Raw genomic sequence first — 26,091 nt, forward strand, 5'->3', positions numbered from 1 at the left:
TTATTGAAGAAAATGCCAAGGTCTTTAAATTTGTCGCCATCAAAGATTACTTTTCATATAAAATTGGATTTACTGTATACATTTTGCAATGCTGATTCGTTGAATAAGTGTTGGGAGGATAAAGAAATGAAAAAAGAAGATGTGCTTGCCTCCTATCTTATCCAATTGGGAGAGGAAGTGTTTCGGTTGTTACAGGTGAGAGGTGCTGTGAAAGAAGACGCGGAGGATATTATTCAAAATACGTTTTATAAGGTGTATACGCTGCTCGATGATTTAACAGAAAGCAACTTGCGTCCTTGGTTTTTTCGGGTGGCTTTGAATGAACATATTGATTTGATGCGTAAAAAGGAGAAGCAAAATATTTATTTGAGTGATGACATTTATACAAAACTTGCTCATGCAGACCGTGAATTTGACGCGATCTTGAATAAGGATGAGATCTTCTACCTTTTAAAAGAGATCAAAAAAGAATATAAAGAAATTTTCTTGCTGAAGTATTATTATGATTTTTCTTATGATGAAATTGCTGAAATGTTAGGTGTGAAGACAGATACAGTAAAACAAAAGTTGTACCGCGCTAGAAAGTTCATTCACTCAAAGACCGGGGGAAAACGCTGATGGACCATTCACTAAAAAAAGCATTAACGAAAGCTAAACGAAAACAAATGTTAAAATTTACGATGATTTCTATCCTTGTCGTCATGCTTTTACTGCCTGTCTTTTATAGAACGGGAAATTATTTTGCCGCAAAAAGTACGATGAGACTCCATGATGCACTAGTGATGCACCATGTGATTTCTCAGCCGAACGTGCAAATGGATTCACGAGTGACAAGCAACCGCTCGATGTTCGGCGGAAATATTGTGACGAATCGCTCAAAGAATATTAATGGCTATGTTGTTCCTTGGAGTACACTAACTAGCTCGTATGGCTGGATCCAAACGGAAATTGATTTTAATGAACTAATACCCGGATCTTACAGTTCTGATACAGGGTTTTACGAGTATGATAAGCAAACAAAGCAAAAAGTGGCAACCTTTTATCATCCATTGATTGAAGACTACCATGATGGGGTGCAAAATCAATTAGCAGCTGTTTCAGAAATGGAAAACTATGTAGCTGAAGTTGCTGTGTCGTTTGATCGCCCCTACACATTTGCAGAGGTTCAAGGACGTATTCCTGACAACTTAAACATCGTTTGGTTGTATATGACCTCTGAAATTCGAGATGAAAGCATGGGTCCGGCTGGGATGCCTGTTTACGGATTTGCTCCTGGTTCGTCGCCTGATGATGCCTCCTATGCCTATTTTGTTGAGACACTAAAAGAGTATGATGACAGAGGGTACAACGATGCGATTCAAGAGTTTCTGAGTGAAAACGCGGAAAAACCACTGGATGACGTTGAGGTGCTGGGTGTCATGCTGACGGGTCAGACAGAGAATTTTGCAGCATTAGTTGGTAAAGATTTCATCCGTGGTGCCTCTGTTGGTGTGACTGCAGAGATGGTCCCTTATATTACGCCGGAAAAGTAAAACGTAAAGAGCCTAATCCTTGCTCACTAAAGAGAGGAATTAGGCTTTTATTCTTATGGTTATTCTTCAGGAAGCAAGACAACCTTCCCTAGCTTTCCTGCTTTTTTAAAATAGGTTTGAGCTTCTCTAGCTTGTTCTAGAGGGAATGTGCAATCAATGACAGGTTTGATTTTCCCTTCAGATATAGCTTGAAGCATGCGTTTGAACTCATCTCTGGTGCCCAAAACCGAGCCGTAAAATGTAATATGCTTTAAGTACAGTGTTCGAAAATCAAGGTCTGTCTTTTGACCGCCAGCAGAACCAGATATACAGAACTTCCCGCCTTTCTTCAGTACTTCGAGGGAAGTTGGGAACAATGCATCCCCTACTACATCTAACACCGCATCAATGGGTCCACCATTCACTTCCATTATTTCTTGAGCCAGATTAGGTGATTTATAAGATAATACATGGGTTGCTCCGAGTTCCTTTAATTGTGATTCCAAACGTAGGTCGCCAACAATTGCAATCACCTTAGCACCAAAAACGTTTGCCGCAATTTGTACATTAAGAGATCCAACACCGCCATTTGAGCCTGTAACCATCACAGTCTCGCCGGGTTGAGCTTGAATTTGTTCAACCATATGCCAAGCCGTCAACCCGCTAACTGAAAAAACGGCACTTTCGATATAATCGGCAAGCGGCATATCAAAGCAGAGCTCAGCCGGCCATACGACGTATTCTGCATATCCCCCATCAAATTCTGACCCGATAAAGGACATATCATCTGAAATATGTTCGAATCCTTCTTCTCCACTTGATTTAAACGGGAAAAGAACGACATTTTTATTGAGCATCGATTGATCTACAAGGCTGCCGGCCTTAACGACGGTACCGGTAATATCAGAGCCTGGGATGCGCGGAAACTCTACCCCTTCTGGCCGCCAGCCAGATTTAGAGCCAGTTCCGTAAGCCCCTTCCCTCATCCAGATTTCCGTATTATTTATGGCACAAGCCTTTACTTTAATGAGCACTTCATTGTCTTTCGGTTCAGGAATAGCCCTTTCAACCATTTCTAACTTATCTACATCTCCATATCCTGTTACTTGTACAGCTTTCATATCTTTTCTCCTCTCTTCGTTTGATTAGTATAGAGTGTAATACTTTTCGTTTAAATATACAAAATGAATGAGATGAAAATAATATGTAACATTTAAGTTAGCAACATATTCAAACGTCAAAAAAACAGCACTTCGTGAAAAGTACTGCCCTGGCATTGCAGCATTAACGCTCACTTATTATGGAGCTTAGAAATAAAACTCCCAGTACAGCATGTTTACACATAGAATCATTGTAAAAACAATCGTCATGATCCAAAATCGTTTTTCACGTTTACTTATACATTGACTTTTTAGCCTAACACTTAAAAATACACTATTAATAAGAGAGATCACGATATAGATTAGGTTCAGAGTTAAAAAGGGCTTGAGAAAGTCATAGCTGACCATGGATGCTGTCTTGTAAGCGATCCAAAGAATATTTGTGAATATAAGCAGATTTAAGAGATTTTGAGTAAATAGCAATCGATGCAGAGGTTGTTTAGTCCATACCCTCCTAATAGCAGTGACCATGACATAGATGAACGAAAACAGGACCGCAGCTGCACAGAGAACGAGTCCGCCCCACTCTAACAAATGTTTATAATAAGGCACGTAAAGGAGATCAGAATACGTATTAGATAACACGTTTTTGTGTTGGGGATGTACTGAATACACATCTAAACTGTACAAGCTCGGGCTGTCCTTTGTTTTGTAAATGCCCGGCTCTAGCTGGGTATAATGTAAGCCGCCTATGTTTAAATGATTCGATTCACTTTGTGTCGTTTTTCCCCGTAACAATAAACCGTACACCTTGCTGAATCCAGAGCTAGGAAGCCTGGCTGGCTGATACACACCATTCCATTTAGATGAGTCCTCAGCATTCCCCTCATATTTAGCATTGGCATATTCACCAAAAATCAGTTCAGGGATTCCTGCTGTAAACGTACTTTCATTATTGATGTTGGTTAACACGATCACGCCAATACGCTCTGTTCGATCTACATAAAAAGAGGAGCTAAAGGCTTTAGAATTACCGCCGTGACCATATACATGCTGACTTTTGGATGGTAAATAAATTAAGCCATTTGCGATCCTTGGGATAGTGGTATCTGGATAATATAATGTTGGTTCAAACATTTTATTCAGTGTGTCTTTATTTTTAAATAGAGGGGTATCATCTTCAGCTAATAAAGCTTGTATGAACTTTTGTAAATCTGCAGCTGTCCCTATCGCACTGCCAGCTGGATACATTGGGATTGAGTAAAAATTAGGTTCAATAAGCTGACGGGCATATGTATAACCCTGCACCTCTCCCCTCGCCTTTTTTACCCATTCGTTATCGTCTAATTCGGGATCGATCGCTGTTTTTGCCATGTGAAGAGGTTCGAAAATATTTTGCTGGACGTATTCATGGTAGTCTATTCCGCTCACTTCTTCCACAATAAATGCAGCAAGCCCACTTCCGTAATTAGAATAAGCAACGACTTCACCAGGTGGATATACTTGCTTTATATCTGCATTTTCAAGTACTTCTTTTAAGGTGTGCTTTTCAGGTGGATTATGAATCATTAAATCTGTATAGCTGTCATCAAATCCCGCTGAATGGTTCATTAAATGTCGGAGGGTGACTGGTTCCTCATACGTGGTTATGGTGCGGAAATCATCTGGTAAGAACGTTTTTATATCTGTTTCTAAATCGAGTTGTTCTTGCTCGACTAATTGCATGACACTGATCCAAATAAGAATTTTAGACACAGATCCCCATTCAAATACTGTATCCTCAGTAACGGGGATTTGATTTTCTATATCGGCGTAACCCTTCATTTTGTAAATGACTTTATCTTCTTCTATCACGATTGTGGCTAATCCAGCGATGTCTTTATCGTGTTTTTTTAAATACTCCTCTATATTGTCCTCTGTGGCAGCAGTTTCATTTGCATAGGAGGTGGATGGAGGATCAAATGCGAATAAAACTAAGGATAATAGATAAAGGATGAAGACCTTGGAGAATCGATTGGTATGATGATTCACTGTGAATTTGTCCCCTTTTTGTCGATTGAACGATCGGTAGAAACTTGCTGTGTTCAGTTACATCAAATTCGGAATGAAGAGATATTGAAAGAGTAAATAGCCGATGAGTCCAACACCTGCGCCTGCTAAGATGAGTAGCAGTGGAGTTAATTTATCTCTCATAGTTTATCTCCTTTTATAAAAGGATTAGGTAAAGTCCAGCTTATTTAATTGGTTAGAATGTATTAATTGTATTTATTGAACTGATTATTGCGCTGCTTGGCGGTGCAATTGCGTCGGTGTCCGTCTTAATTGCTACGCTTGGGATTGTAATTGCGTTAATCATCACTTATTGCGTCAGTATTGATACTATATGCTCGGGTCTAGTTCCATATTGTATTTACTTGAGAATTAATTGCGCCCATTATTATTGGGCGCATCTCTTCACTTATCATCTAAAGGCTTTTTTGTGTATACAAGCAACCTAGGCATCTGACTCACATAAGATGAATTAACGATTCTAATTTAGGTGGTGGTGACATGAACAGGCAAATTCCTGCTATATTTGGTGACAATGATACGAATAATACGCTCCCATCTAACAACCAATCTGGTCCTTCACCACAAGATAATCCTTTTAATGTGAGCTTAAGCCTAAGACTAGGCTTGATTGCAGGGATTATTACGACCATAGGTGATGCTTTAGCTGTTTATTCAGCTAGGATTGCGATAGATGAAGAGATCTCAAGTAATTTCGATAACATCAAATCTCAACAAGAACAAGACGATCGTTTCACTAATTTAGAGAATCAAATAGAACAGTTGCAAAAGCAGTTATCATCCTTAACTGAACAGAAAGATAAATAATTCAATTTATTTTGTGTGTACCACTTTAAATCGTTCGCATACAACAGGCATTTTGTATGAAAAGTCTCTATTTATTGCATCAAACTCTTTTCTAAAAAACGTCTCATGCACATCACGCCAATAAGCTAACGACCGGTCCCCTTCGCCTTCTAAATACGCATGTTCTTCTGTCACTTCATCAAATGGAATAACCTCGACTGACGTTGTTTCCACGATCGCTGCAGCATCTCCATCCCCGTTTAGAATAATATTAAGCTGCCCCACTTGCGGCAAAGCCTCGTTTTCAAGTTCATACAGCGTGAAGTTTGATGCCGTCGCTTTTTTCACTCCCTCAACGACTAATACAGCAAGCTCATCTGCCATTTCTTTTGAATCCCCGAAAGCCCAGGCTGCATATTCTTCAGGGGCACTCGGAATACTTTTTCGAAAGCTTTCCCATAGTTGTGTAATAGATGTATTATTCATTTTTTATCCACTCTTTCTTTATTAGTTTGTGTCAAAATCTTAGTGTAGAATCTTATAAAAACCCGTAGCTTTCCCTTCAAATCCTCTGTTTGTATAAAATTGATGAGCACCGTCTCGCTCGTCACGATTACCGCTGTTCAATACTAATTTCACAACCTGATTTTCTATGGCCCATTCCTCCGCTTTTTTAAGCAGAGCAGCCCCAATGCCACTATTCCTGTAGTTTGATGCAACGACGAAAGCGACTATACGTATGTAATGATCATTTCTTTCATAATGAGTTCCCAAAATCATGCCAATCATGCCTATGACCTCACCATTCATTTCAGCAACTTGGGTATTGTAGTCAGGGTTAGCTTGAATTTTAGTAAAGCGTGTTTCCATCTCTTCACTAGTTGTCGGATATCCCAACTCACCCATTAAACTTGCTAAGCTAGGAATGTCTTTTGCGTTCGCTTTTCGAATCATGAAAGATCCTCCATTTCTAACTTACACTTGCTTAGAGCAGATCTGATTTGTGCAAAATGATGTAAGTCATGTTGTGTCAGCCTTATTAAATAATCATTAAGAGTGAGAGTTGATGTTCCTATAATGATGGACGTCTTCCAATATTCATTGGCAATATCCTGTACTTTGTTATGCAAATGATTCCTAGTAGAAATAAATTGGCTGATCATCGTTTGTTTACTAAGTCTCCTGCTTAAACTTGCTGATTGCTCATTTAGTGCATGGGCATCTGGTCCGATTGGCAGTGGCTTGTTAGTTAAGAGGTAAGGTAGTCGTTTGTCGATCACAAATTGATCCCAAGGAATGAGGTGGCCAACTATTTCTGCGACAGTCCATTTTCCAATACTTATTGCTGTACGCCACTCTTGGTCAGTTACATGTTCTAATGATTGGACAAACTCTATTGAATGTACATATTGAATTAACACATAAGCTTTATCATCATGCAAAGCTAGTTCACCTCACATTTCCATTTCTCAAATCGTGTCAATATCAAGCATTTCATGAATCTAACTGATTACTAATCAACTCTTCCTCTAATACTTTAACGAGATCAAAAGCTCCATCAGACTGATTCGAACAAACAACAATGGAAATAGAAGCTTGTGGATAATACGAAGAGTGAAAACATACACCAGGGTCATAGCCCATTACATGATACTTCTCAACAGATGTTTGGTTCTTCTTAATCCATACACCATAACCGTAGTAATGAACATCTTTTTCAACATTGACATGAGGGTTAAGCAGGAGCTTGGTGTGTTTCTCACTTAGGATGGAGTAATTCATAAGCGCGTTCCATAATTTTGTCATGTCACCAACTGTGATAAATGCTCCTCCGTCTGAACCACCCTTTGCAGGTATAGAATAGATATTTGTCTTCCACGTTCCATCTGGTAAATCAATGTAACCAATTGCTGTATTTTGGGGCAAGGCATCTAAGTCAAAGTATCCCGAATTTTTCATTTCGAGTTTATTAAAAATAAACGTTTGGATGTAATCCGTGAATGTTAACTCGCTTGCTTCTTCAATAACTAATCCTAGCAAAATATATCCTGCATTGTTATAGTGAAACCTTTCTCCCATTTTTAATTTCATCCTTTTATCTAGAAAAAGAGGGAGGAATCCACTTAACCTCCTTAAATTATACATCGGAAATTCAGCCCACAGCTCTTCAAAGTCCTCCATTAGTTCCTCATCACAATAATCTGAAATACCAGAAGTATGGGTTAATAGATGATGTACTGTTATATCTTTATCAAAGTGCGGAAAGTCTACTTTAAGGCAATCAGATAATTTTGTACCGAATGATAGCTTTCCGTTCTCTACTAGCTGGCAAACGGCTATTGCTGTTAGGAGTTTACTTCCTGATGCGATTCCGTACCTTGTAGATGTGTCATTCTTAAGCTTTTCAGAGCGATTAGCATATCCAAAAGACGTTTCTACCAACACATTTTCATTTTCTGTAACCAAAATCGAACCTGAAAAGTTATTTACTTTTAGAATATCGGATATAATTTTCGTTATGTTAGCCTTCATATTAAGCCCCCCTTACTGCATGGAATCGATCATTTCTGAAATCGTACGGTGCAATTCTAGATGGGCATTTAAATGTATGGCTGCTAATACGATAAGCAAGATGATAAATCCCGCTGTAATCCACTTTGAATATGTTTGGGGCTTAATAACTTTTGCATAGATCAAGTTAAAGGTTGCTACGAGTAAAGCAAAGATGGCTATGTTCAATTCCCATAGTTGATTCGCTTCTGTAATTGGCATAACAATGCGTAATGCATCGCTTGTTTCCACTTCGAACTGGTACACTTCTTTTGAAATGTATCCCTCTTCAATCGTTATCACACTTAAATCATCATTTAAGGAGTAATTAAACCCCACTGGATTGAGCTTGTTTGTTACAATAAGAACGACGGCAAGGACGATTACTGCTATGTAAATCGTTATGAGAATATTTTTGGTGAGACGTTGAATAGGATCAGTCCCTTCCTTTTATGGCTATAAGCGGTTACATCTTTTTCTTTTTCAGTGATTTAAAATACGTGATAATGGAATAGATCCCAATCACACAAAGAAAAAATATGACAACATTTATGATGATGTGAAAGAAGTTATCTACAGGTAGATATAAAAATAATAGAGTGGCAGGTACAAATAAGCTTATCTCCCAGATAGTGATTCCTTTAAACATTTGAACTACATCTTGTTGATTGTGCTTCATAATTATATTCCTTCTTTTGTAGATGATGTGTTATAAAATAACTCCCACTCGCTTCTCAACATCCCCATCTTAATCGCATCATAATATACTCCGTTCACGGTTCTAGCCTGCCTGATCCGTGCTTCTTCTTTCATTCCGATCTTTTCAGCTGCTCTCATCATCCGTATATTTCCAGACCAAGTAGACATTCCTAAGCGATGCAAGTCTGTAGTGGTAAATAGATAATCAATCCAGAGACGATAAGCTTCTGTACCGTAGCCTCCATTCCAGTATTCCTTGTCATAGATGACGATTCCCGTTTCCAGCCAATTTGTATGTTTATCTACCCAATAACAGCTGACAATGCCAATCAGCTTTTCATTAACATGAATGGTTAATGCACTTGGTATCTGAGGAAAGAGTTCCTTACTCATTTCCCAATCTCGCTTAAATTCCTGTTTTGGAATAGTAGGCTCAGGTATGTAGGGTCCATTCCACTTTTTAGAGGCTTGTTCTTCTTCTTCGTACTTCCAATAATACAGTTCATCTAAATCTTTTTCGGTTGCTTCTTTAAGAGTGACTAACTTGCCTGAAATGTTGATCATGATAATCCTCCAGCCATTCTCTATTAGTCTACTATTTTAACGTAATAACCCACTTTTATCAAAGGTTAGTATAATATGGTATAATTATGCCAAGATAGGTGGTGTTTATTAATATGATGAAGTATATATGGGGGCTTGTCTCAGTCGTCGGAACAGTATTGATTTCTTCTCTTTTGCTTTTATTAGGATCTCCTGTTCACTCTTTTGCAGTGTGGGTGTTCCCTCTAGGTGCCTTTATACTCGGCTTATTATCTTCACTTGGCTATTTCATTTATTTAAGAAAGAAGAGAAAGTGGCAGGTCTGGGATTTAGTATTTGTTAGTTTCACTTCACTTCTTACTTTTATCGCGATCTTTTTTATCCATTATCAAGCGACATTTATTTCTAATCATGGGTTTATTAATTATTTCGGCGATGGAACGCATATTAGTAATCCGAGTGTGGTTTTAATGGCCGGGCAGCAGGTAGATTTCTTCTCATTTATGAATAATCTTTATTCAGATCGAAACTTTCAACATCTAATACCTGTAGATCAAGTATTAATTGTTCCTGCCCTATGGGTGGAGGTTGCTGGATATGTAGGAGGAGCTTTAGCTATTCCGTTTTTGTTGTCAGCAAATGTTTATAAATGCAAAACCTGTACGACAGGCTATTATTTTACTACTAAATTATTCGATGTTCTTCCTGAAGAATATGAAAAAGAGAGGGCAATTTTGCACCACTTATATCAATCAAACAGCTCTGATTTATCTAGTTATCTGATTGAAAAACAAATGTCAACGGACCTAAGACATTCAACTAATAAGGTGACAATATATAACATTACTTGTCACACCTGCAACACTAGACACTTAGCAGTAAGACACTATACAACTGAAAAAGATGCACCACCTTTAAAAGTTGAGCTAGAACAAATTTAGTATAGAGCGACAGCTGTTAATGGAGGGCTTTATCTACGTAACAAGTAGCCATGCATACACTACCCAAGGTTGCTGCCCTCTTCATTCTATGAATAACTCAACTAAAATGGGTTAGATCAACGGTGATAAGTTTGCGTTGTTTAAATAAAATTTTGCACATTAGTTTGTGCGTCTTTAAAACCACTGTGGCGTTAAATAGGTTAAATCTGAAAGACGACCACCTTAACAGTGATCGTCTGGTGATAAATAATTCATTTGCCATTATCGTAGGACAAATAAGTCATTTTAAATGATATAGCCCTATAGCTCTTATTAAGCAAAAAAAAACGTTCCTGCTTTTGACAGAAACGCATGTGTTGAAGACATTATTATAATATCATTCTTGTGATTCATATCTTAATAGTTCTGAGATTGTTACAAAAGTATACCCTTCCTCTTTTAACGAAGTAATAATACCTTCTACTGAATCGAGTGACTCTCTTCTACTTTCATACATGACATGCAATAAAATAATTGAACCAGGTTTTATATGTTCTACGACATGGTTTACCATTTCATTTGCATCATCAGCTATTTCAGGATCAGAATCAGGCTCTATATTCATATAAATCGTATTCTTATCTTGCTTGGATAGATAATAAGGTAACAAAACTAACCTTTTTCCAAAAGGCGGACGGAAAGTGATTTCTCCCTCATAACCGATTTGTCGTATTAACTCATCCGTTTTATCGATTTCTTCTTTGATAAAAGATGGAGATTTAAAAACCATTCTTTTATGGGAATAGGAATGGTTCCCAATATCATGTCCTTCTTGCGCTATTTTACTAGCATCATCAAAATACTGTTCAATTTCATAACCTGTTAAGTAGAAAGTACCTCTCACATCATGTTTACTTAATATATCTAATATTTCATGTGTATTTACTCCAGGACCATCATCAAAGGTTAAGGCTACTACTTTTTCGTTTGTATCTACACTATTAACTAAACCACCAAAGAATTGGAACGTTCTTGATTGTGATAATTCATTTAGTAAATAACCTACGACAATCAAAACTATAACTAATATGCTAATTCTTTTTATTGTTTTTTTCATATGTCCCCCATCATCAAGCCATAGTCTTATTTACTATTTTTCAAATAGTAAATGGCTAGTTGTGTTCGATCTCGAAGTTGGAATTTCTCTAAAATGATAGACAAAGTATTGCGTATTGTCCCTTCGCTGAGATAGAGCTGATCTGCTATTTCTCGATTGGAGAGCCCTTGGGCTACTAATGCAGCAATGTCTCGTTCTCTGGGAGTCAGTTTCTCTTGTGTTTCTCTTCCTGCAGGCTGTGTCAGTTGTTTTAGTACATCTGCATCTAATACAGTTGAACCGGAAACGAGTGCCCTAATTTTCTGAGACATACTCTTTACCTCTGTGGACTTTATTAAATATCCAGCGGCTCCTGCTTGAATGGCAAGGCGAATATTTTTTTCATCTTGAAAAGTTGTTAACATCATCACATGTACATTGGGCCATTCTGACTTGATTTGCCTTGTAGCCTGTATACCATCCATGACCGGCATTTGGATATCCATTAAAACAATGGTTGGTAGTTCCTTTCGGCAGGCATTAATCGCTTCAGCACCATTTGTAGCAGTGCTTATGACTTCCATGTCTTTTTCTCGGGAGAGGAGCACTTTTAAACTTTTACAAACTAAACCATCATCATCAACAATCAAAATTTTCATAAAGAAAACCTCCGTTATCCTGTTAATTCTATAGGAAGGACACAGATTAAAAGGAACCCATCGCTAGTATCGAACGAGATACTCCCTCCCACCGCCTTTGCCCGGTGACGAAGATTTCTTAAACCTACACCTGTACCTCGACCACGTTTATCCTTTGTCACCCCATCGTTAGAAATGGATAATCTCAAAATGTGAGGGCTAATGTCTAAAGAAATTTCTACCAGTGTTGGCTGGGCGTGGCGAATAACATTCGTTAACGCTTCTTTCAACGTTGGATAAAGAATACTCCATAGATGGACAGGAACTCTGCCTGTATCACCATATATGTTAAATTTCACAGGACATAGGTTGAATTCGTCACTGATTTCATAAAGACCCTCTATCCCTAGCTCCTTAACAGGCTTCATGTTATGAACTGTTTCTCGTAAATAAACGGCACTTTTGGATAGACGCCGCTGTGCTTGGATAAACATTTCTTCCGCATCTGGATCATTTACTTTCCAAAGCTCTTCAAAGGCTTGTAAAGCAAGAACAGATGCTGTGAGTTCATGCCCTACATCATCATGGAGTTGTTGTGCGATTCGATTTCTTTCTGTCAACTCTGCCAAACGTGTCCCTTGCACATTCGCGATAAGAAGTTCTTCTTTTAGATTTTCCAATTCGTAGTGATTGCGCCGTTGTTGATCTGACTCCTTCTGGTATCTATTTGTATCCTGGTACCACCCGCCAAGGATTGCCCCAGACAATCCTGCTTGGATGAAAACGACAACTATCTGAATAGTCGTTTCAGGATATATAACTATAAATATGAACGTTGGTAAAGCAAACCAAGGCTGCCTCTTAAGCATGCTTTCAAATATAGGCAATGCCAAAGCATAGGCTGCAAACGGAAAAATAGGTGTCATCATTAAACATACTGTTTGTTCGATGAGAACAGTCCACCCCGGCAGCGTAAATCGCCAACGAGCCAAAGCCATGATTGCAAGAAACAAGAGAAGGATTACTCCCCCTTCGTTCCCGCCGCCTAGAAGCCACAGAAAGCTTAGTAAAAGTAATCCGAAAATACGCCATATGGTCATTGCCATTTCAGGAGTCCATATCTCCCATTTGTTCATCATATACTCACGTCCTTCTACTCATCCCTCTATCATACCAAAATCCTTAGGGAACATTCCTAAATTTTTGTGTTAAAACGGACTATGTGAGTTTCCTGCGGCTTCCTAACAATAAAAATGCTATACAGAATAGGATCATGACTACTAATGGGACAAAAAGTTCTTCTATTGCTGCATTATAAGATAGCAAAATTGTTGCCTCCGCTACCCAATAGGTTGGCAGCAGCATCACGGCACGTTGCAGGAAGTCAGGCATTATTTCTACTGGCCACAAGAGACCACCAAGCATTGCCATGAGAATAATGATGCCTCCTAAAACGCTAAAAGCAGCTTCCTTGTTCCGGAATATGGCATACCAGGCTAAGGAAAAGCCTAACGCAGTCATAGTAAAAACCGTATAAATGATAAATAAGAAGACTGGTGAGGGTAAATTACCTCCGTGAACGATCGTCCCTATAATCACAAACATCAAATTGACAGCAGTCATGATCGTCGTGTACGCCAACATGTTTTGCCACAAGTATTGAAAATGCGAAATGGGCGCTACACTCAGACGTATCAGTGTCTTATTTGACCGGTCCTCCATGATGATAGCTGCAAGACGTGAAGCCATGAACATAATGATAATTCCATAATAGTGAAACCCTAGAGGAATGGGAGGCCAATCTCCCGTTGGAAGAAAGATAGCTCCAATGGGGAGAACGAGTAAAAAGATACTATTTGATTTCCTTCGAAAAAAACGTCTAAAAACAAATCGAAATACGGTCATAAGAGTTTCCGCCTTCCGAAATACACTCCTGAAATTGCCAAAACAATAACTGATATTAATAAAATGATGAAGCTAATGATGGCTGTATTGATGTTTTCACCGGTGATTGTCGTAAATAGTAAGTTTTGGCCAAGAGCAAATGGGTTACTATATGTGGTTAGAAGCTGGAAAAAGACACCTTCTGGTAGAGGAAACCATACTTCAGAAACCATAAGGCAAGTCAGTCCAAACCCCGTTCCTAAACGTTCTGCTGTTTTATAATTTTTCACCCCTAAAACAAAGTTAATAAATATGAATTGGCAAACGGTTGATACAACGATGAGGACGAAAAGCACGAAACCTAAGTTTCCCCAGTTCACGCCATAGACAAAATGTGTGTAAAGGACGATGAGAAAGCTCTGCAGTACATTAAAAAGTGTACAGGAAATTAAAATTGAAAAGGCGTGTTTATGAGCAGGATACGGCAAGGAATTCATCCTCCACTTCATAGAAGAAAGAAGATCTTCCTTGACATATTCCATCGTGAAAAATCCGCCGAATAAAAGGAAACTTAGCATCATTGTCACAGCTACTTGATCTTTCATTGGGATTCCCAACGTATCACTTATGGCGTCATCAGCTATCAATCCTAGTACGGTAATTAAGGCGATCGGTAGTAGCAATAAAATCGAAATACCAATATAATTACGAAACAATCTGCGAAACATAAAATAACTAGATCTTATGACCATCGTTTAGTCCTCCTCCCTATCACGGAGGCGTTTCCCTGTTAGGGTTAAAAATACATCCTCTAAGGTGGGTTTTTCTGCTGCCACAGACAGAATTCCACCCAAATCCTTGGCGACAGTAAGGGTACGATCGAGATTACCAGCACCTACTTGTGAAATAATGTATATTTCTTTCCGATGCATGAATACTTGTTTTACTCCTTCAAGCTTCCGTAGTTTTTCTAATAACTCGTCCGAAGGCTCCGATACTTCCAGTTTTATTTTTTCTTCATGTTGGATTTTGTTTACTAACTCTTGCATAGTTCCATCTGCAATGACATGTCCTTGATCCATAATAACCACTCGCGTTGCAAGACTTTGAACTTCTTCCATATAATGAGTCGTATAAAGGATGGTGGTACCTTGCTCGTTTAATTTTCGAATCGTCTCTAAAATATGATTGCGAGATTGAGGGTCAATCCCCACGGTTGGTTCATCCATAATAAGAAATTTGGGTTGATGCACAAGGGCACAGGCGATATTAAGCCTTCTTTGCATCCCGCCGGAAAATTTCGTAGGAAGCTTATTCGCATTTTCTGTTAGCCCAACCAATGCTAACGTTTCATCTATTCGGTCTTTTAATTTTTCCCCTTTAAGGCCGTATATGCTACCGAAAAACTCTAGGTTTTCTCGCGCACTTAAGTCCGTAAACAAAGTAATTTCCTGTGTGACTAGACCAATTTGCCGTTTAATATCCATCAAATTCTTTTGCTGCTCTTTACCAAATACAGTTATTTCTCCAGAGTCGAAACCTACTATTCCGGCTAAAGCATGAATTAACGTTGTTTTACCTGCCCCATTTGGCCCTAAGAGACCAAGGATTTCTCCTTCTCCTATATCTAAATCGACATGATCTAGAGCTATATGTGAGCCGTAACGTTTCACTAAATTTTCTATATGAACAATGGCCATATTTTTCTCCTCCTGTTCCTTGATAGTATTATCTTAAATTGGAGATGTATCAATCGAGTAGTTACAAATGTAATGATTAGAATAGGAGGCTTGAACCTTATTTTAAATCGGTTACAAAGACCTTTAGTTTATTAAGAAGCAGGGTATACATGGAACATGTACTTTCTAGATATATATAAATGGAGGTTTATTAATGCGTTACATGACTTATTTGTTAGCTTTAATAGCTGGAGCCGCACTTAGTTTTGAAGGAGCTATTTACGGTGAATTAGGAAAAACAATAGGAAAACTTGAAACGAGCTTTTATAACTTTTTTGTGGGGTCAATTATTCTTGGATTATTATGGATTATCTTTGCAGCGGTTTTTGTTTTTGTCAGTGTGAATTTATATAAATTCATTTTTAGCTAAAAAAAAAGACATAACCTCACATATAAGTGAATGTTATGCCTTTTAAAATAGAAGCTTTATGAAACTTGCTTATCCTCTTTTGATGCAGTTCCTTCTATAGCACCACCATTTTTGCCGATTAAGAGCAAGTATAGAACGATACCGGCCCCTATTCCCCATGCTGGACTTACAAAGGCAGTGATCATCCCAATCGCTAATGCATATCCACGTGAGATATTATCTTTTACCATCGACATCGCAACATAGGCACAAGCAAACCCTGTTAATAATAACGTTAGAGATAGAGCAACTGGTAATAACGGGACGATGAGCCCGATAATTGGCAATAAAAACCCTAATGGTAACGATAGTAAATACCAGCTTATGGTACCAGAGTAGATGGAATCTAATGCTTTTCGACCAGACTTGTAACGCTCCATAATAAATACTTGAATTCCCGTCCACATCGGGCCATGCAAGGGAATGAGAACCCCGCCTGTAAACATTTGACCAACGTTACGAATGGCTAACGCCCAGTGCGTACGAGTGTGATTGACATCAACCTTTTCATCTTGTCTCGATTTAGATGCTTCCTTTAATAGCGAATCGGCTACAAGAAGGTCTCCAAAAACTAAAACATAAATCATTAGGGAAATGGGAACTGCAGATACGATCAATGACCATGATGGCATGCCGACTCCCCATGGAGAAACCGTAGCCAGTAATTCACCAAATTGCGGGATGAAGAATCCCCACTCAATGGAAAATGTTAATTCCCCTGCAAATGTTCCAACAATCCCGGCAACGATAAAACCTACTAGCATCGCATTGGATGCCATCAACACTTTTGCCTTCGTATTTGGTAAACGCCCGAATGGTATTGAAAACATGAGTACTAATACAACAATCCATGAGGTGATGAGTGTAAAGGGTAATGTTTGTACTCGATTAATCTCCGACATAAATGCAGCTATGGCAGCACCAAGGATTATTCCGGCTTTTAAGGGTCCTGGAACTAGTTGATTAAACTTTTGACCAAGTCCTGTTATCGCGAAGAAAATAAATAAGAAGGAGACTACTAAAGTGATCGCTATCATCGCTTGCACAGCTTCAGATCCCGGTGATACACCACCTAAAAAGACTAATATTAAAGGGAGCGCTGGGGTGATCCAACCAGCAGCATAAGCATCTCCAAATAGTACTGTTTGCGACCATACCCAGAATAGTTGAATCGTTAAGATCGACCATGCTACTTCGAAAGGAACTTCAAAAAATTGCATCATGAGCGGTGCTAGAGCTCCCCCTGTAGCAAGCGATAAAAATGCCCCTTGAATTGCTTCAGGCCACGAAATAGCCACATGTACCCCAGGTAGCCGCATCGTAAAAGGTCCCCATTTAACACCTGGCTGAATTCCGCCGTATGTACGTTTTTTTCCCATCTTTCAACCTCCCTAATGTCATCATTACTTTTGTTTAGATGAAAAGAACACCCCAATAAGTAAACGCTTTCATTTTCATTTAATTGATAAACTAACCGGTCAGTATGTTGATATATTTACTCTAAATCGAATTGTTTACGATGTCAATAAAAAGATTGAATTTTCTAATTTTCATTCCGTTAATTCTATAATAATAAATCCATTAAGGATCTAGCTTTTCTTAATGGATTTACGAACGATGCAGACCTTTATGAACGAGCCTTGTTTATTTCCTCATCACGGAGCTTTTTTCTTAATAATTTCCCGACAGCTGATTTTGGAAGTTCATCACGAAATTCTACAAAGCTTGGAACTTTGTATGGAGCAAGTAATTTTCTTGCAAGAGCAATTACATCCCCTTCAGTCGCCTTTTCACCTGCTTTTAAGTTAATAAAAGCTTTTACAGTTTCTCCTCTGTATTCATCTGGAACACCGACGACAATCACCTCTTGAATGGCAGGATGTTGATAAAGGATTTCCTCAATTTCGCGAGGATAGACATTGAAGCCACTTGCAATAATCATATCCTTTTTGCGATCGACGATATAAAAGTACCCTTCCTCATCCATTCGCGCCAAGTCCCCTGTAAAGAGCCACCCTTTTTTTAATGCGGCGTTTGTCTCCTCTTTTCGCTGCCAATATCCTTTCATCACCTGTGGCCCTCTAACGAGTAACTCACCTACTTCACCTACAGGTACGTCAATCGGACCAAGGTCAGTCTCTTTAATTATTTTTGATTCTAACCCAGGAAGTGGTATCCCGACGCTACCCACTTTTCTATCTCGCGTTGGAGGATTAAAGTGAGTGGTTGGTGAGGCTTCAGACAGACCATAGCCCTCGCATAAATTACAATTCGTTCTTTTTTCAAAAGTCTGTAGCTGCTCAATAGGCATAGCTGAGCCTCCGCTATTAAAATAGGATACTTGATCGAATCCGTATTCTTCTAATTTCGGATGACTATTTAATGCTACATACATGGTCGGAACACCCGAAAACTGGAAAGGCTTCTCTCGTTTAACCGTTTCGACGACTTCTTGGAGCTCGAAACGAGGTAAAATAATTTGATTACATCCACACTTGAATCCCAAAAAGACGTTACACGTTAAGCCGTAAATATGAAACATAGGTAAAACACTCATGATTTTCGGATTGTCTGGGTACTCAATAGGTTTAAACATAAACTCATAGATTTGTTCTATATTCGTCATCAAATTACGATGTGTAAGCATAACCCCTTTTGACACACCTGTTGTACCACCTGTATATTGAAGCATCGCAATATCTTCCACTGGATCAATCTCTACATGAGGTGGTTGCTCTGTTCCTAAGGATAAGAAGTCATTAAAAAAGAAATCATTCTCCTCTATTTCCGTTACTTCTGACCCCAAGCTTACAACGATGACATGTTTCAGATTTGTTTTCTTCTGAATTTGTTTGACGCGTGGATACAGTTGATCTAAAACAATCATGTATTCTGCCCCCGAGTCTTTGAGCACATGTTCAATCTCTCTTTCGATATACATCGGATTGACTTGAACTCCGATGCCACCAAGTTTTGACACACTAAACAACGTAAAGAGATAGTGAGGAGTATTCGGAAGCATAACAGCGAAGCGATCTCCTTTTGTAAATCCTAAACTATGAAGAGATGACGTATATTGCTTGGTGATTCCATCAACCTGCTCATAGGTAAAGGTTCGGTCATAGAAAGTTATAGCGGTTTTGTTCTTGTATTTTTCAACCGATTGGGTAAATAAATCATTCAACGAGAGATCGTTTACTTCAACCCTTTCTTCTACACTTTCATGATAAAGCGATAACCATGGCTTATCGTTGTAAATGGACATAGTGATCCTCCTTGTATTAAGTCGTTTCAAGATTACTGATCGTAAGCTTTCGTCCATCACGTGGAAGTTGCCTTCTAGTTGGATGATATCTTTTCTTGGTAATACTTATTTAAACGTTCTTTCATAAAATCTGGTAGTGGTTGAGTTGTTTGCGAATGAAAATCAAAATGGACCACAGCTGCCCGGCCTCTCGCTACAACTTCTTTAGCGGGATTAAACACTTCATGGACAATATGGAAGCTAGATGTACCGATTTTTTCAACCGACGTCTCTATCGAAAGAATTTCGTCAAAATAAACTTGTTTAATAAAGTCACATGAAGTTGATGCTAAAATGATATTCCAATTTTCGATTGTCATATCTGGATTGAGGGCTTTAAAAAATTCTACACGTGCTTCCTCCAAATAGATAAAGTAGCTGACATTGTTAAGATGACCTAAGGCATCCGTTTCACAGAAGCGCACTTTTACATTGGTTTCAAATTTCATTTCTGCCTCCTTAGTATAATGGTGTTCTGAACACTCACATTTATATCCTCTGCAACTAAAACATACCTACTAGTTGGTATGTTTTAGTTGCGTACGTTCATTTCTCTTTCCTTTTTGTTATTCTCTTTCAATCAAGGTAGCAATACCTTGCCCTCCACCTATGCAAGCGGTAATTATGGCAGTTGCTTTATTTCTCCTTTGTAATTCATAGATTGCCTTTGTTAAAAGAATCGCTCCTGTCGCCCCTAATGGATGTCCGTGTGCAATCGCACCACCATTAACATTTAATTTTTCAGGGTCAAATTCTAATTCGCGATCACATGCGATAACCTGTGCTGCAAAAGCTTCATTTAATTCGATTAAATCAATCATATTCAATTGAATTCCTGCTCTGTTTAATAGCTTTCTGGTCGCTGGTACTGGCCCAATCCCCATAATCGTAGGGTCGACACCGCTCACCACATAATCTCGTATGACCACTAAAGGTTCTAACCCGCAAGCTTTTGCTTTTTCTCTAGACATGATCACAACAGCACTAGCAGCATCATTTAATCCAGAACTACTCCCTGCTGTTACAGTCCCATCCTTAAGAAATGCTGGGGATAGCTTTGTTAAAGCTTCGAGACTGGTTGAAGGTCGTGGATGCTCATCGGTATCAAATCTAATACTTTCCCCTCGTTTAACCGGGATCTCTAACGGAACAATTTGATCTTTAAAATAACCTTCTTGCATAGCTCTAGCCATTCTTTGTTGACTTCGCACAGAGAATTCATCTTGTTCTTCTCTAGAAATACGGTATTTTTTTGCAAGATTTTCGGCTGTAATTCCCATAGGTGGGTCGCCAATTTCTTTAGGTGATAGTTGAGAAGCACGGAATTTAGGAGGAACTGGTGAATAGGCTTTCGTTGGACGATCCATTAAGTAAGGTGCCCGACTCATGCTCTCGACCCCGCCGGAAACGAACACATCCCCATCACCTGCTTTAATCGCTTGGGCTGCAAGATTAATAGAATTGATACCAGATCCACATTGGCGGTCAATCGTTAGTCCAGGGATTTCTAAGGACAAACCTGTTTGCAGAGCTGTTAAGCGAGCGATATTACCGCCACCACTTAAAACATTCCCCATAATTACGTCATCCACCATATCGGCTGAAACAGAAACCCGCTCAAGCGCTTCTTTAATCACATCCGCTCCATATTGATGGGCCTCTAAACCTGCTAGTGCACCACCTTGTTTACCTATTGCCGTTCGAACTGCTGAAACAATCACCGCATCTCTATTCGACATTCTCTTCCTCCTTCTATCAATTTTTGAGGTCTTCTTCTTTACCTTTCTAGATAAGTGAAACAATTCCTTTAAATTTATATGCTCGTTCTATTTAAATAAAATCATTTCCCTCAAAGAAATTTCTTATTCCAACAGTAACAACCTACCTCAGTTGGTGAGGTAGGTTGTTATTTCTATTGAATTACGTTACGTCCTACAAAAGGTTCGATAAGGACGATCTGATTGCGGGAGCAGTGTGGCCTACTCATATCTACGCTTATTTCTTCTTGTGAAAACGTTTCTTCGTACTTCAAATAATAAAGCTCATCTAGATCTTTATCGGTTGCTTCTTTAAGAGTGACTAATTTACCTGTTAATTTAATTTAATTTAAGAATCTTCCTCTCTTAGAACCTCATTTACTCGCTTCAACCAATTGTACTGCAGCTCTAATTGTTCATAATAATGCTCTTGAATCAATTGATTGATTTTATCATTGTACTCTTTGCGCTGATTCAACTCTTCACTTAATTCATTCATCCATCTTCCAATATGCTGCAGCACGTTTGATTTATCTGCATGCTCAATATAAGCGAGAGCTGGATAAAGGGTTCTTGCGTCTGTTTGCTGCTTTTCAAATACTGATACAATAGATGCTTGTAGATGTTTTTCCCCAGTTGGAGTAATTTCATAAATCGTGCGGTTGGGTCGATTATTCTCTTTTTCCGATTTCACTTCACGAATGCATTCTAATTTAGTTAACGTTCGAATCGCTTGATAGAGGTTGCCATCTGTAATCAGGATTAATTTATTCCATCCATCTTTATAAAGCGTTTGTTTGATTTCATATGGGTGATTCGGCTTCTTTTTAAGTGTAGCCAACACTAGAATTTGCATGGACATAAGAACATTCCCTTATTTAAATTATTGAGCAGAGAAACCTCCGTCAATTACAATTTCAGCTCCTGTAATATAGGATGACTCATCAGAAGATAAGAATAGAACGGTATTAGCAATGTCTTCTGGTGTTCCTAATCTGCCTAGTGGTGTTGCTTGAATAAGCTGGTTCAACATTTGACTTGATGATTGCAACGCTTGGGTCATCGGTGTTTCAATCACTCCTGGGAAAATGGCATTTACTCGTACTCCTTGGCGGCCGTAGTGAGTAGCTGCTGCCTTAGATAAGGCTCTCACCGCCCCTTTTGAAGCGGAATATGCATTCAACCCGAGTCCGATTTGAGCTGTATAACTAGAGATGTTTACGATTGATCCTGTTTTTTGTTTTTCCATAATAGGTGCCACGTGCTTAATCCCTGCAAATGGACCAAAGCTGTTAATACGCATCATTATATCCCAATCATTAATTGAAATTTCTTCTAAAGGCTTTTCACTTGAGATACCCGCATTATTAACTAATATATCTATTCTACCAAATTCATCCTCTACCGTCGAAGCGAGTGCTGACCAAGATTCTTCAGAAGACACATCAAGTACCTTCGCGTGGACAAGATCCCATTTTGCCACTTCTTTTAAGGCTACTTCATTGATATCAGCAGCAATTACCGTTGCACCTTCCTGTTGAAATAATCGTACAATCTCTTTTCCAATTCCTGATGCTCCACCTGTTACAATCGCTACTTTATCTTTTACTCTCATTTTTAATCCCCCTGGACGTCTATTTTACTTTGTTAAAATTACTTTGCGCAAAGTATAAGTATAGTATACGTTAGCTCTACTAGATATTCAAAGGAATAGTCTTGAAGGATCAGCATGTTTTGCATTAGAAAAAGAGCTGATGCGTGTCAGCTCTTTTTAGGTTTGTTGATTGCACCTATTGAGAGGTTAATTGCGTTGCTTGAGAGCGTTATTTCTCTGGTCTATTGGTTTAATGCGTCAGTTAAATGTTGATATGCGTTTATGTAACTCAATTGCGCCTATTCATTTCAAGTATGCGTCAGTTAAAAGCTTAATTGTCTCTACTTCCTGACTAATTGCGCCAATTATCTACCCCTTAATGCGGTTTATTCTCACATTAACTATATTTAATATAAATGTGATGATAAGCAGCACCGTAGCAGCAACCACGACACCACCAGCTGTATCATAAATGGCACTTATATCTTCAATTCTAACAAGATGATAGCTATACAGGATTTGACAAAAAAGGGCGATGGCACACGCGCTTAAACTCATGATCGAATAACTAGCCCAATTTTTATTTGGCTTTCTTTTATCACGCATAATACTGATTACGGGCAGAAACCACGCAGTCAGTCCAAGCACGAGGCTCCCTACATTTAGCCAGTCTGCCATTACTTCTGTTCCTCAGGATAGACTAAATTGTGATCAACAAAGATTTTGCATTGAATTTTTACAGTTCCGCCAAGAGTTACTTTAATCGTTTTAACTTCCCCGTTTGCTGCTTTTAACTGGCCTTGTAACGTTGACCTTAAAGCAAGACCTAGGTTCTGATCTTGTAATTTCCCATCTACATACAGCTTTTCCCCGTTAAACCAGCTATTTTCCACTCGTATTTGACGTCCTTCATACGTTGCTTCAAATATCTTTGTCACATTAATCACTCCTCTATTATGTTTCTCTCTACTTAGTTGTCACTTTTTTAACAAATGCTTCGACCATATGAATGGCTTCCTCGCGGGAATTATAATCGAGCAAATGGAAATCTATATCATAAACCATACCAGATTCTTGGAAACTTAGTCTATTAATATTATGGTTATCCTGTTCAATTAGCTGATGTTTTACAGATGTGCCAGCCAGTTCAATGCTCTCTCCATTTAGTGGGAGGTTAGGATCAAATTCAGATATATGAATAACGATTGTAGCATCCTCTTCATTTAAATGATTGAGATAAAGAAAGTCCCCATTTTCTATCAAGAACTCACGCTCAGTTTCATTAATAAAAGGTTCATCTATAGCATCGTTAATGTACACAATAATTGCATTTTTAGGAGCAGTTAACTCATCATTCATCTCTTTGTCTGCAGTCCAGATCATTCCTAGAGGATAGCTGTACATATGAGGTAGATATACTTGTTGATCAAAATAAGAAGAAAGCTGTTCTTCATGTAAAAGAATCTGGGTAGCTGCCACGCCCATTGCGATCTGATCTTCATCTACATGAGCCACTGTATCTGGAGTCAAGCGAATCATCGCAACAAAAATGAACGTTGAAACAATTAACGCAGATACGACGAGAATAAGCATACGGTTCGTACTTTTTAAAGGCTTCATTCAACTTCTCCTTTCTTTTAGTTTCAAATATGTACGATCACTCTTCAAATAACTTTAATAAAAATTGCTCCGTAATTTGTTCAAAATACAGACCATACGAATCGTTTGGCAAGTTGCTTGTAAATACAGCTGTAAAATCGAAATGAGGAATGACGATCAGTTTCTGTCCAAAGGCGCCAGACCCGTAATAGCTATGAATTAATTCGCCTGAATCAAGTTGCAGCGTCTTGACCCACCACTGATACCCATAATCTCCAAAGCCTGCTTCATTTAATTCAGTTGTGGTGTGATAACTGGTTGAGGCGTCCACCCATTCTAAAGGGATGATCTGAACTCCATCCCACCTGCCTCCATTTAAAAATAAATAGCCGATTTTTGCGAGGTCAGCTGGAACCATTTCCATTTTATATCCACCTGTATAATAACCATTTGAATCAATATCCCAGAAATAATCCATTGTCCCAATGCCTAGCGGCGAAAACAAATGCTTATCAGCAAAATGCTTTGTTGACTGACCTGAAGCTCTTTCAAGTATGACAGACAATAAATGAGAGGCCCCTGTATTATAGTTAAATTGAGTTCCAGGATCATTTACCAGCTCACGAGAAATAATGAAATCCACCCAGTTATCACTAGACTCTAATGGGAACATGATATCATTCCATCGGGTTGTCTCCGGCCAATACAATCCATCTGTTAAAGTTATAAAATGCTCAATTGTCCATTCATGTTTACGAATGTCTTCTTGCTCAAGTATTTCTGGGATGAAGTCTGAGGCTTTCTGATCGATTCCCTCAATATAGCCTTGGTCGATTGCTATGCCAATTAACGAAGAGGTGATACTTTTTGCAATCGAATTGATAGGAGTTCTTGAATCATTAAAGGTGATCGATTTGTAATATTCTTCAGCTAGATAGCCGTCTTTGATTAACAGCATGCTGTACACATCTTCTTGACGGACTTCTTCAATTAATTCTTCTAGCACATTCTCGTTTAAACCAAGTTCAGCAGGAGATTTCATCTTCCAATTTTGCGTAGGATAATAATCTCTTTCTTTGTCTATTTGCGTTTTCACTGCTTCAGCTGGTAAATCTTCTGAAGTTGGTAATGAGGAGGTTTGAGTTTCTATGCATCCAGCAAGGAACAAAAGCAGTAATGTGTACACTAAAACATTATGTATTCGTTTCATCGCAGCTCCTTCCTTGAAGGTATTAAATTTTACTTTATTTCTAATTTATACCTTTACGAAGGATTTGCTAAATTGGTTTCATCTTAATCCAAAAAAAGCTAAGAGCAATTTACTCTTAGCTTGCATATCAATTTAAATGAATTGAATATGTTCAATAGAAAATTTCCTTGCCTCTCGTTCATCATTTGTTTCAAAAACTACCCCATTTGTATCTAAAAATATATAATAAGGTGCTTCACTTACTACTAGTTCCGAGTATTCTAAGTAATAGTCATCAACCTTCCAACATCATCATTGCTCCAAAATATTGTGATGCGGTCGTAAACGAAATAAATGCAAACAGTTCGCTTATTTCTCCTGCTGTAAAAAATTCTTCGAGTATTTGAAACTGCGGATCTGAGATTGTACCTTTTTGCTTTAAAAATACTTCAGCTAACGCGACTGCAACGGATGTTTTTTCATCGCAATGAACATTGTCCGGCTTTCCCTTTGCCTTACAATACTCACACCCGTTGCCCTGTGCTAATGTTCTTCTGACTTGCTCTTTTAATTGGGCAGAAAGGGTTGCTTCACGTTCTAACACACGTCCTAACTGTGACCATGCCTTCATCACATCGGGGTTATGTCCTAACAGCCGTTCAAACGGTGTGCATCCTGTATTTGATTCTGTAATCCTTGCCAT

The 26,091-nt window shown here is 38.6% G+C and carries 30 protein-coding genes and 1 pseudogene; 5 read left to right on the top strand and 26 right to left on the bottom strand.

Annotation, left to right across the window (positions count from 1 at the left end):
- Positions 1–126 precede the first annotated feature (126 nt).
- Entirely contained in the window at positions 127–618 is a 492-nt protein-coding gene (locus A33I_RS06490; protein WP_022627677.1) for an RNA polymerase sigma factor, read from the top strand.
- On the top strand, positions 618–1,532 hold the full coding sequence (locus tag A33I_RS06495) for a sigma factor regulator N-terminal domain-containing protein (RefSeq protein WP_022627678.1): 915 nt from the start codon (positions 618–620) through the stop codon (positions 1,530–1,532). The genes A33I_RS06490 and A33I_RS06495 overlap by 1 nt, the downstream gene beginning before the upstream one ends.
- Before the next feature lie 59 nt (positions 1,533–1,591).
- Here A33I_RS06495 and A33I_RS06500 read toward each other — a convergent pair whose 3' ends face one another.
- Positions 1,592–2,632 (bottom strand): zinc-binding dehydrogenase, encoded by a 1,041-nt coding sequence (locus tag A33I_RS06500; RefSeq protein WP_022627679.1) that lies wholly within the window; start codon positions 2,630–2,632, stop codon positions 1,592–1,594.
- A 186-nt stretch (positions 2,633–2,818) separates the two neighbouring features.
- The gene (locus tag A33I_RS06505; RefSeq protein ID WP_022627680.1) at positions 2,819–4,642 is read right to left on the bottom strand and encodes a serine hydrolase domain-containing protein; all 1,824 of its coding nucleotides are present in this window, start codon (positions 4,640–4,642) and stop codon (positions 2,819–2,821) included.
- Between the two features lie 519 nt (positions 4,643–5,161).
- Here A33I_RS06505 and A33I_RS06510 point away from each other — a divergent pair.
- The gene (locus tag A33I_RS06510) at positions 5,162–5,488 is read left to right on the top strand and encodes a hypothetical protein (RefSeq protein WP_022627681.1); all 327 of its coding nucleotides are present in this window, start codon (positions 5,162–5,164) and stop codon (positions 5,486–5,488) included.
- Positions 5,489–5,494: 6 nt separating this feature from the next.
- On the opposite strand, the gene A33I_RS06515 is transcribed toward A33I_RS06510, so the two are convergent.
- From A33I_RS06515 to A33I_RS06545, 7 genes are all read right to left on the bottom strand, one after another.
- The gene (locus A33I_RS06515) at positions 5,495–5,953 is read right to left on the bottom strand and encodes an ASCH domain-containing protein (protein WP_022627682.1); all 459 of its coding nucleotides are present in this window, start codon (positions 5,951–5,953) and stop codon (positions 5,495–5,497) included.
- A 39-nt stretch (positions 5,954–5,992) separates the two neighbouring features.
- Complete coding sequence (locus A33I_RS06520) at positions 5,993–6,421, bottom strand: GNAT family N-acetyltransferase (RefSeq protein WP_022627683.1); 429 nt, start codon at positions 6,419–6,421, stop codon at positions 5,993–5,995.
- On the bottom strand, positions 6,418–6,909 hold the full coding sequence (locus A33I_RS06525) for a DinB family protein (protein WP_022627684.1): 492 nt from the start codon (positions 6,907–6,909) through the stop codon (positions 6,418–6,420). The genes A33I_RS06520 and A33I_RS06525 overlap by 4 nt, the downstream gene beginning before the upstream one ends.
- 52 nt (positions 6,910–6,961) lie before the next feature.
- Positions 6,962–7,999, bottom strand: coding sequence for a serine hydrolase domain-containing protein (locus A33I_RS06530; protein WP_022627685.1), 1,038 nt, complete (start codon positions 7,997–7,999; stop codon positions 6,962–6,964).
- A 12-nt stretch (positions 8,000–8,011) separates the two neighbouring features.
- On the bottom strand, positions 8,012–8,320 hold the full coding sequence (locus A33I_RS06535; RefSeq protein WP_022627686.1) for a hypothetical protein: 309 nt from the start codon (positions 8,318–8,320) through the stop codon (positions 8,012–8,014).
- Between the two features lie 163 nt (positions 8,321–8,483).
- Entirely contained in the window at positions 8,484–8,696 is a 213-nt protein-coding gene (locus A33I_RS06540; RefSeq protein WP_022627687.1) for a DUF6007 family protein, read from the bottom strand.
- Positions 8,697–8,698: 2 nt separating this feature from the next.
- Positions 8,699–9,280 (bottom strand): GNAT family N-acetyltransferase, encoded by a 582-nt coding sequence (locus tag A33I_RS06545; RefSeq protein ID WP_022627688.1) that lies wholly within the window; start codon positions 9,278–9,280, stop codon positions 8,699–8,701.
- Positions 9,281–9,393: 113 nt separating this feature from the next.
- Between A33I_RS06545 and A33I_RS06550 the strand changes: the two genes are divergently transcribed.
- Positions 9,394–10,200, top strand: coding sequence for a hypothetical protein (locus A33I_RS06550; RefSeq protein WP_022627689.1), 807 nt, complete (start codon positions 9,394–9,396; stop codon positions 10,198–10,200).
- 376 nt (positions 10,201–10,576) lie between these two features.
- Here the strand turns inward: A33I_RS06550 and A33I_RS06555 are convergent, their stop codons facing one another.
- The 6 genes from A33I_RS06555 to A33I_RS06580 form a co-directional block, all read right to left on the bottom strand.
- Positions 10,577–11,296, bottom strand: coding sequence for a polysaccharide deacetylase family protein (locus A33I_RS06555; protein WP_022627690.1), 720 nt, complete (start codon positions 11,294–11,296; stop codon positions 10,577–10,579).
- A 26-nt stretch (positions 11,297–11,322) separates the two neighbouring features.
- On the bottom strand, positions 11,323–11,934 hold the full coding sequence (locus A33I_RS06560) for a response regulator transcription factor (RefSeq protein WP_022627691.1): 612 nt from the start codon (positions 11,932–11,934) through the stop codon (positions 11,323–11,325).
- A gap of 14 nt (positions 11,935–11,948) precedes the next feature.
- Positions 11,949–13,052, bottom strand: a complete 1,104-nt coding sequence (locus tag A33I_RS06565) for a sensor histidine kinase (RefSeq protein WP_022627692.1) — start codon at positions 13,050–13,052, stop codon at positions 11,949–11,951.
- Positions 13,053–13,131: 79 nt separating this feature from the next.
- Positions 13,132–13,818: an ABC transporter permease gene (locus A33I_RS06570; protein ID WP_022627693.1), complete on the bottom strand. Its 687-nt coding sequence runs from the start codon at positions 13,816–13,818 to the stop codon at positions 13,132–13,134.
- Positions 13,815–14,549 carry an ABC transporter permease gene (locus tag A33I_RS06575; protein ID WP_022627694.1) on the bottom strand — a complete coding sequence of 245 codons (735 nt, stop codon included), beginning with the start codon at positions 14,547–14,549 and terminating at the stop codon, positions 13,815–13,817. The genes A33I_RS06570 and A33I_RS06575 overlap by 4 nt, the downstream gene beginning before the upstream one ends.
- Before the next feature lie 3 nt (positions 14,550–14,552).
- A complete protein-coding gene (locus A33I_RS06580) occupies positions 14,553–15,497 on the bottom strand; it encodes an ABC transporter ATP-binding protein (RefSeq protein WP_022627695.1) in 945 nt (314 codons plus the stop codon).
- 193 nt (positions 15,498–15,690) lie between these two features.
- Here A33I_RS06580 and A33I_RS06585 point away from each other — a divergent pair.
- Positions 15,691–15,852, top strand: a pseudogene (locus tag A33I_RS06585) (DMT family transporter); the annotation flags it as partial.
- A gap of 110 nt (positions 15,853–15,962) precedes the next feature.
- Here A33I_RS06585 and A33I_RS06590 read toward each other — a convergent pair.
- From A33I_RS06590 to A33I_RS06640, 11 genes are all read right to left on the bottom strand, one after another.
- Positions 15,963–17,324, bottom strand: coding sequence for a hypothetical protein (locus tag A33I_RS06590; RefSeq protein ID WP_022627697.1), 1,362 nt, complete (start codon positions 17,322–17,324; stop codon positions 15,963–15,965).
- Between the two features lie 248 nt (positions 17,325–17,572).
- Entirely contained in the window at positions 17,573–19,210 is a 1,638-nt protein-coding gene (locus A33I_RS06595; protein ID WP_022627698.1) for a long-chain-fatty-acid--CoA ligase, read from the bottom strand.
- Between the two features lie 74 nt (positions 19,211–19,284).
- Complete coding sequence (locus A33I_RS06600) at positions 19,285–19,698, bottom strand: acyl-CoA thioesterase (protein ID WP_022627699.1); 414 nt, start codon at positions 19,696–19,698, stop codon at positions 19,285–19,287.
- A gap of 117 nt (positions 19,699–19,815) precedes the next feature.
- Positions 19,816–20,988: a thiolase family protein gene (locus A33I_RS06605; protein ID WP_022627700.1), complete on the bottom strand. Its 1,173-nt coding sequence runs from the start codon at positions 20,986–20,988 to the stop codon at positions 19,816–19,818.
- Positions 20,989–21,355: 367 nt separating this feature from the next.
- Positions 21,356–21,868, bottom strand: coding sequence for a PadR family transcriptional regulator (locus A33I_RS06610; protein WP_022627701.1), 513 nt, complete (start codon positions 21,866–21,868; stop codon positions 21,356–21,358).
- A 21-nt stretch (positions 21,869–21,889) separates the two neighbouring features.
- Positions 21,890–22,621, bottom strand: a complete 732-nt coding sequence (locus A33I_RS06615; RefSeq protein ID WP_022627702.1) for an SDR family NAD(P)-dependent oxidoreductase — start codon at positions 22,619–22,621, stop codon at positions 21,890–21,892.
- Between the two features lie 348 nt (positions 22,622–22,969).
- Positions 22,970–23,278, bottom strand: a complete 309-nt coding sequence (locus A33I_RS06620) for a hypothetical protein (protein WP_022627703.1) — start codon at positions 23,276–23,278, stop codon at positions 22,970–22,972.
- The gene (locus A33I_RS06625; protein WP_022627704.1) at positions 23,278–23,538 is read right to left on the bottom strand and encodes a hypothetical protein; all 261 of its coding nucleotides are present in this window, start codon (positions 23,536–23,538) and stop codon (positions 23,278–23,280) included. Before A33I_RS06625 ends, A33I_RS06620 begins: the two co-directional genes overlap by 1 nt.
- A gap of 28 nt (positions 23,539–23,566) precedes the next feature.
- The gene (locus A33I_RS06630; RefSeq protein ID WP_022627705.1) at positions 23,567–24,220 is read right to left on the bottom strand and encodes a hypothetical protein; all 654 of its coding nucleotides are present in this window, start codon (positions 24,218–24,220) and stop codon (positions 23,567–23,569) included.
- Positions 24,221–24,257: 37 nt separating this feature from the next.
- Positions 24,258–25,409 (bottom strand): serine hydrolase domain-containing protein, encoded by a 1,152-nt coding sequence (locus A33I_RS06635; RefSeq protein WP_022627706.1) that lies wholly within the window; start codon positions 25,407–25,409, stop codon positions 24,258–24,260.
- 274 nt (positions 25,410–25,683) lie between these two features.
- Positions 25,684–26,091, bottom strand: a complete 408-nt coding sequence (locus A33I_RS06640; protein WP_022627707.1) for a carboxymuconolactone decarboxylase family protein — start codon at positions 26,089–26,091, stop codon at positions 25,684–25,686.

Origin of the sequence: Alkalihalophilus marmarensis DSM 21297 (assembly GCF_000474275.2) — a bacterium.
GTDB classification, from domain to species: domain Bacteria; phylum Bacillota; class Bacilli; order Bacillales; family Bacillaceae_D; genus Alkalihalophilus; species Alkalihalophilus marmarensis.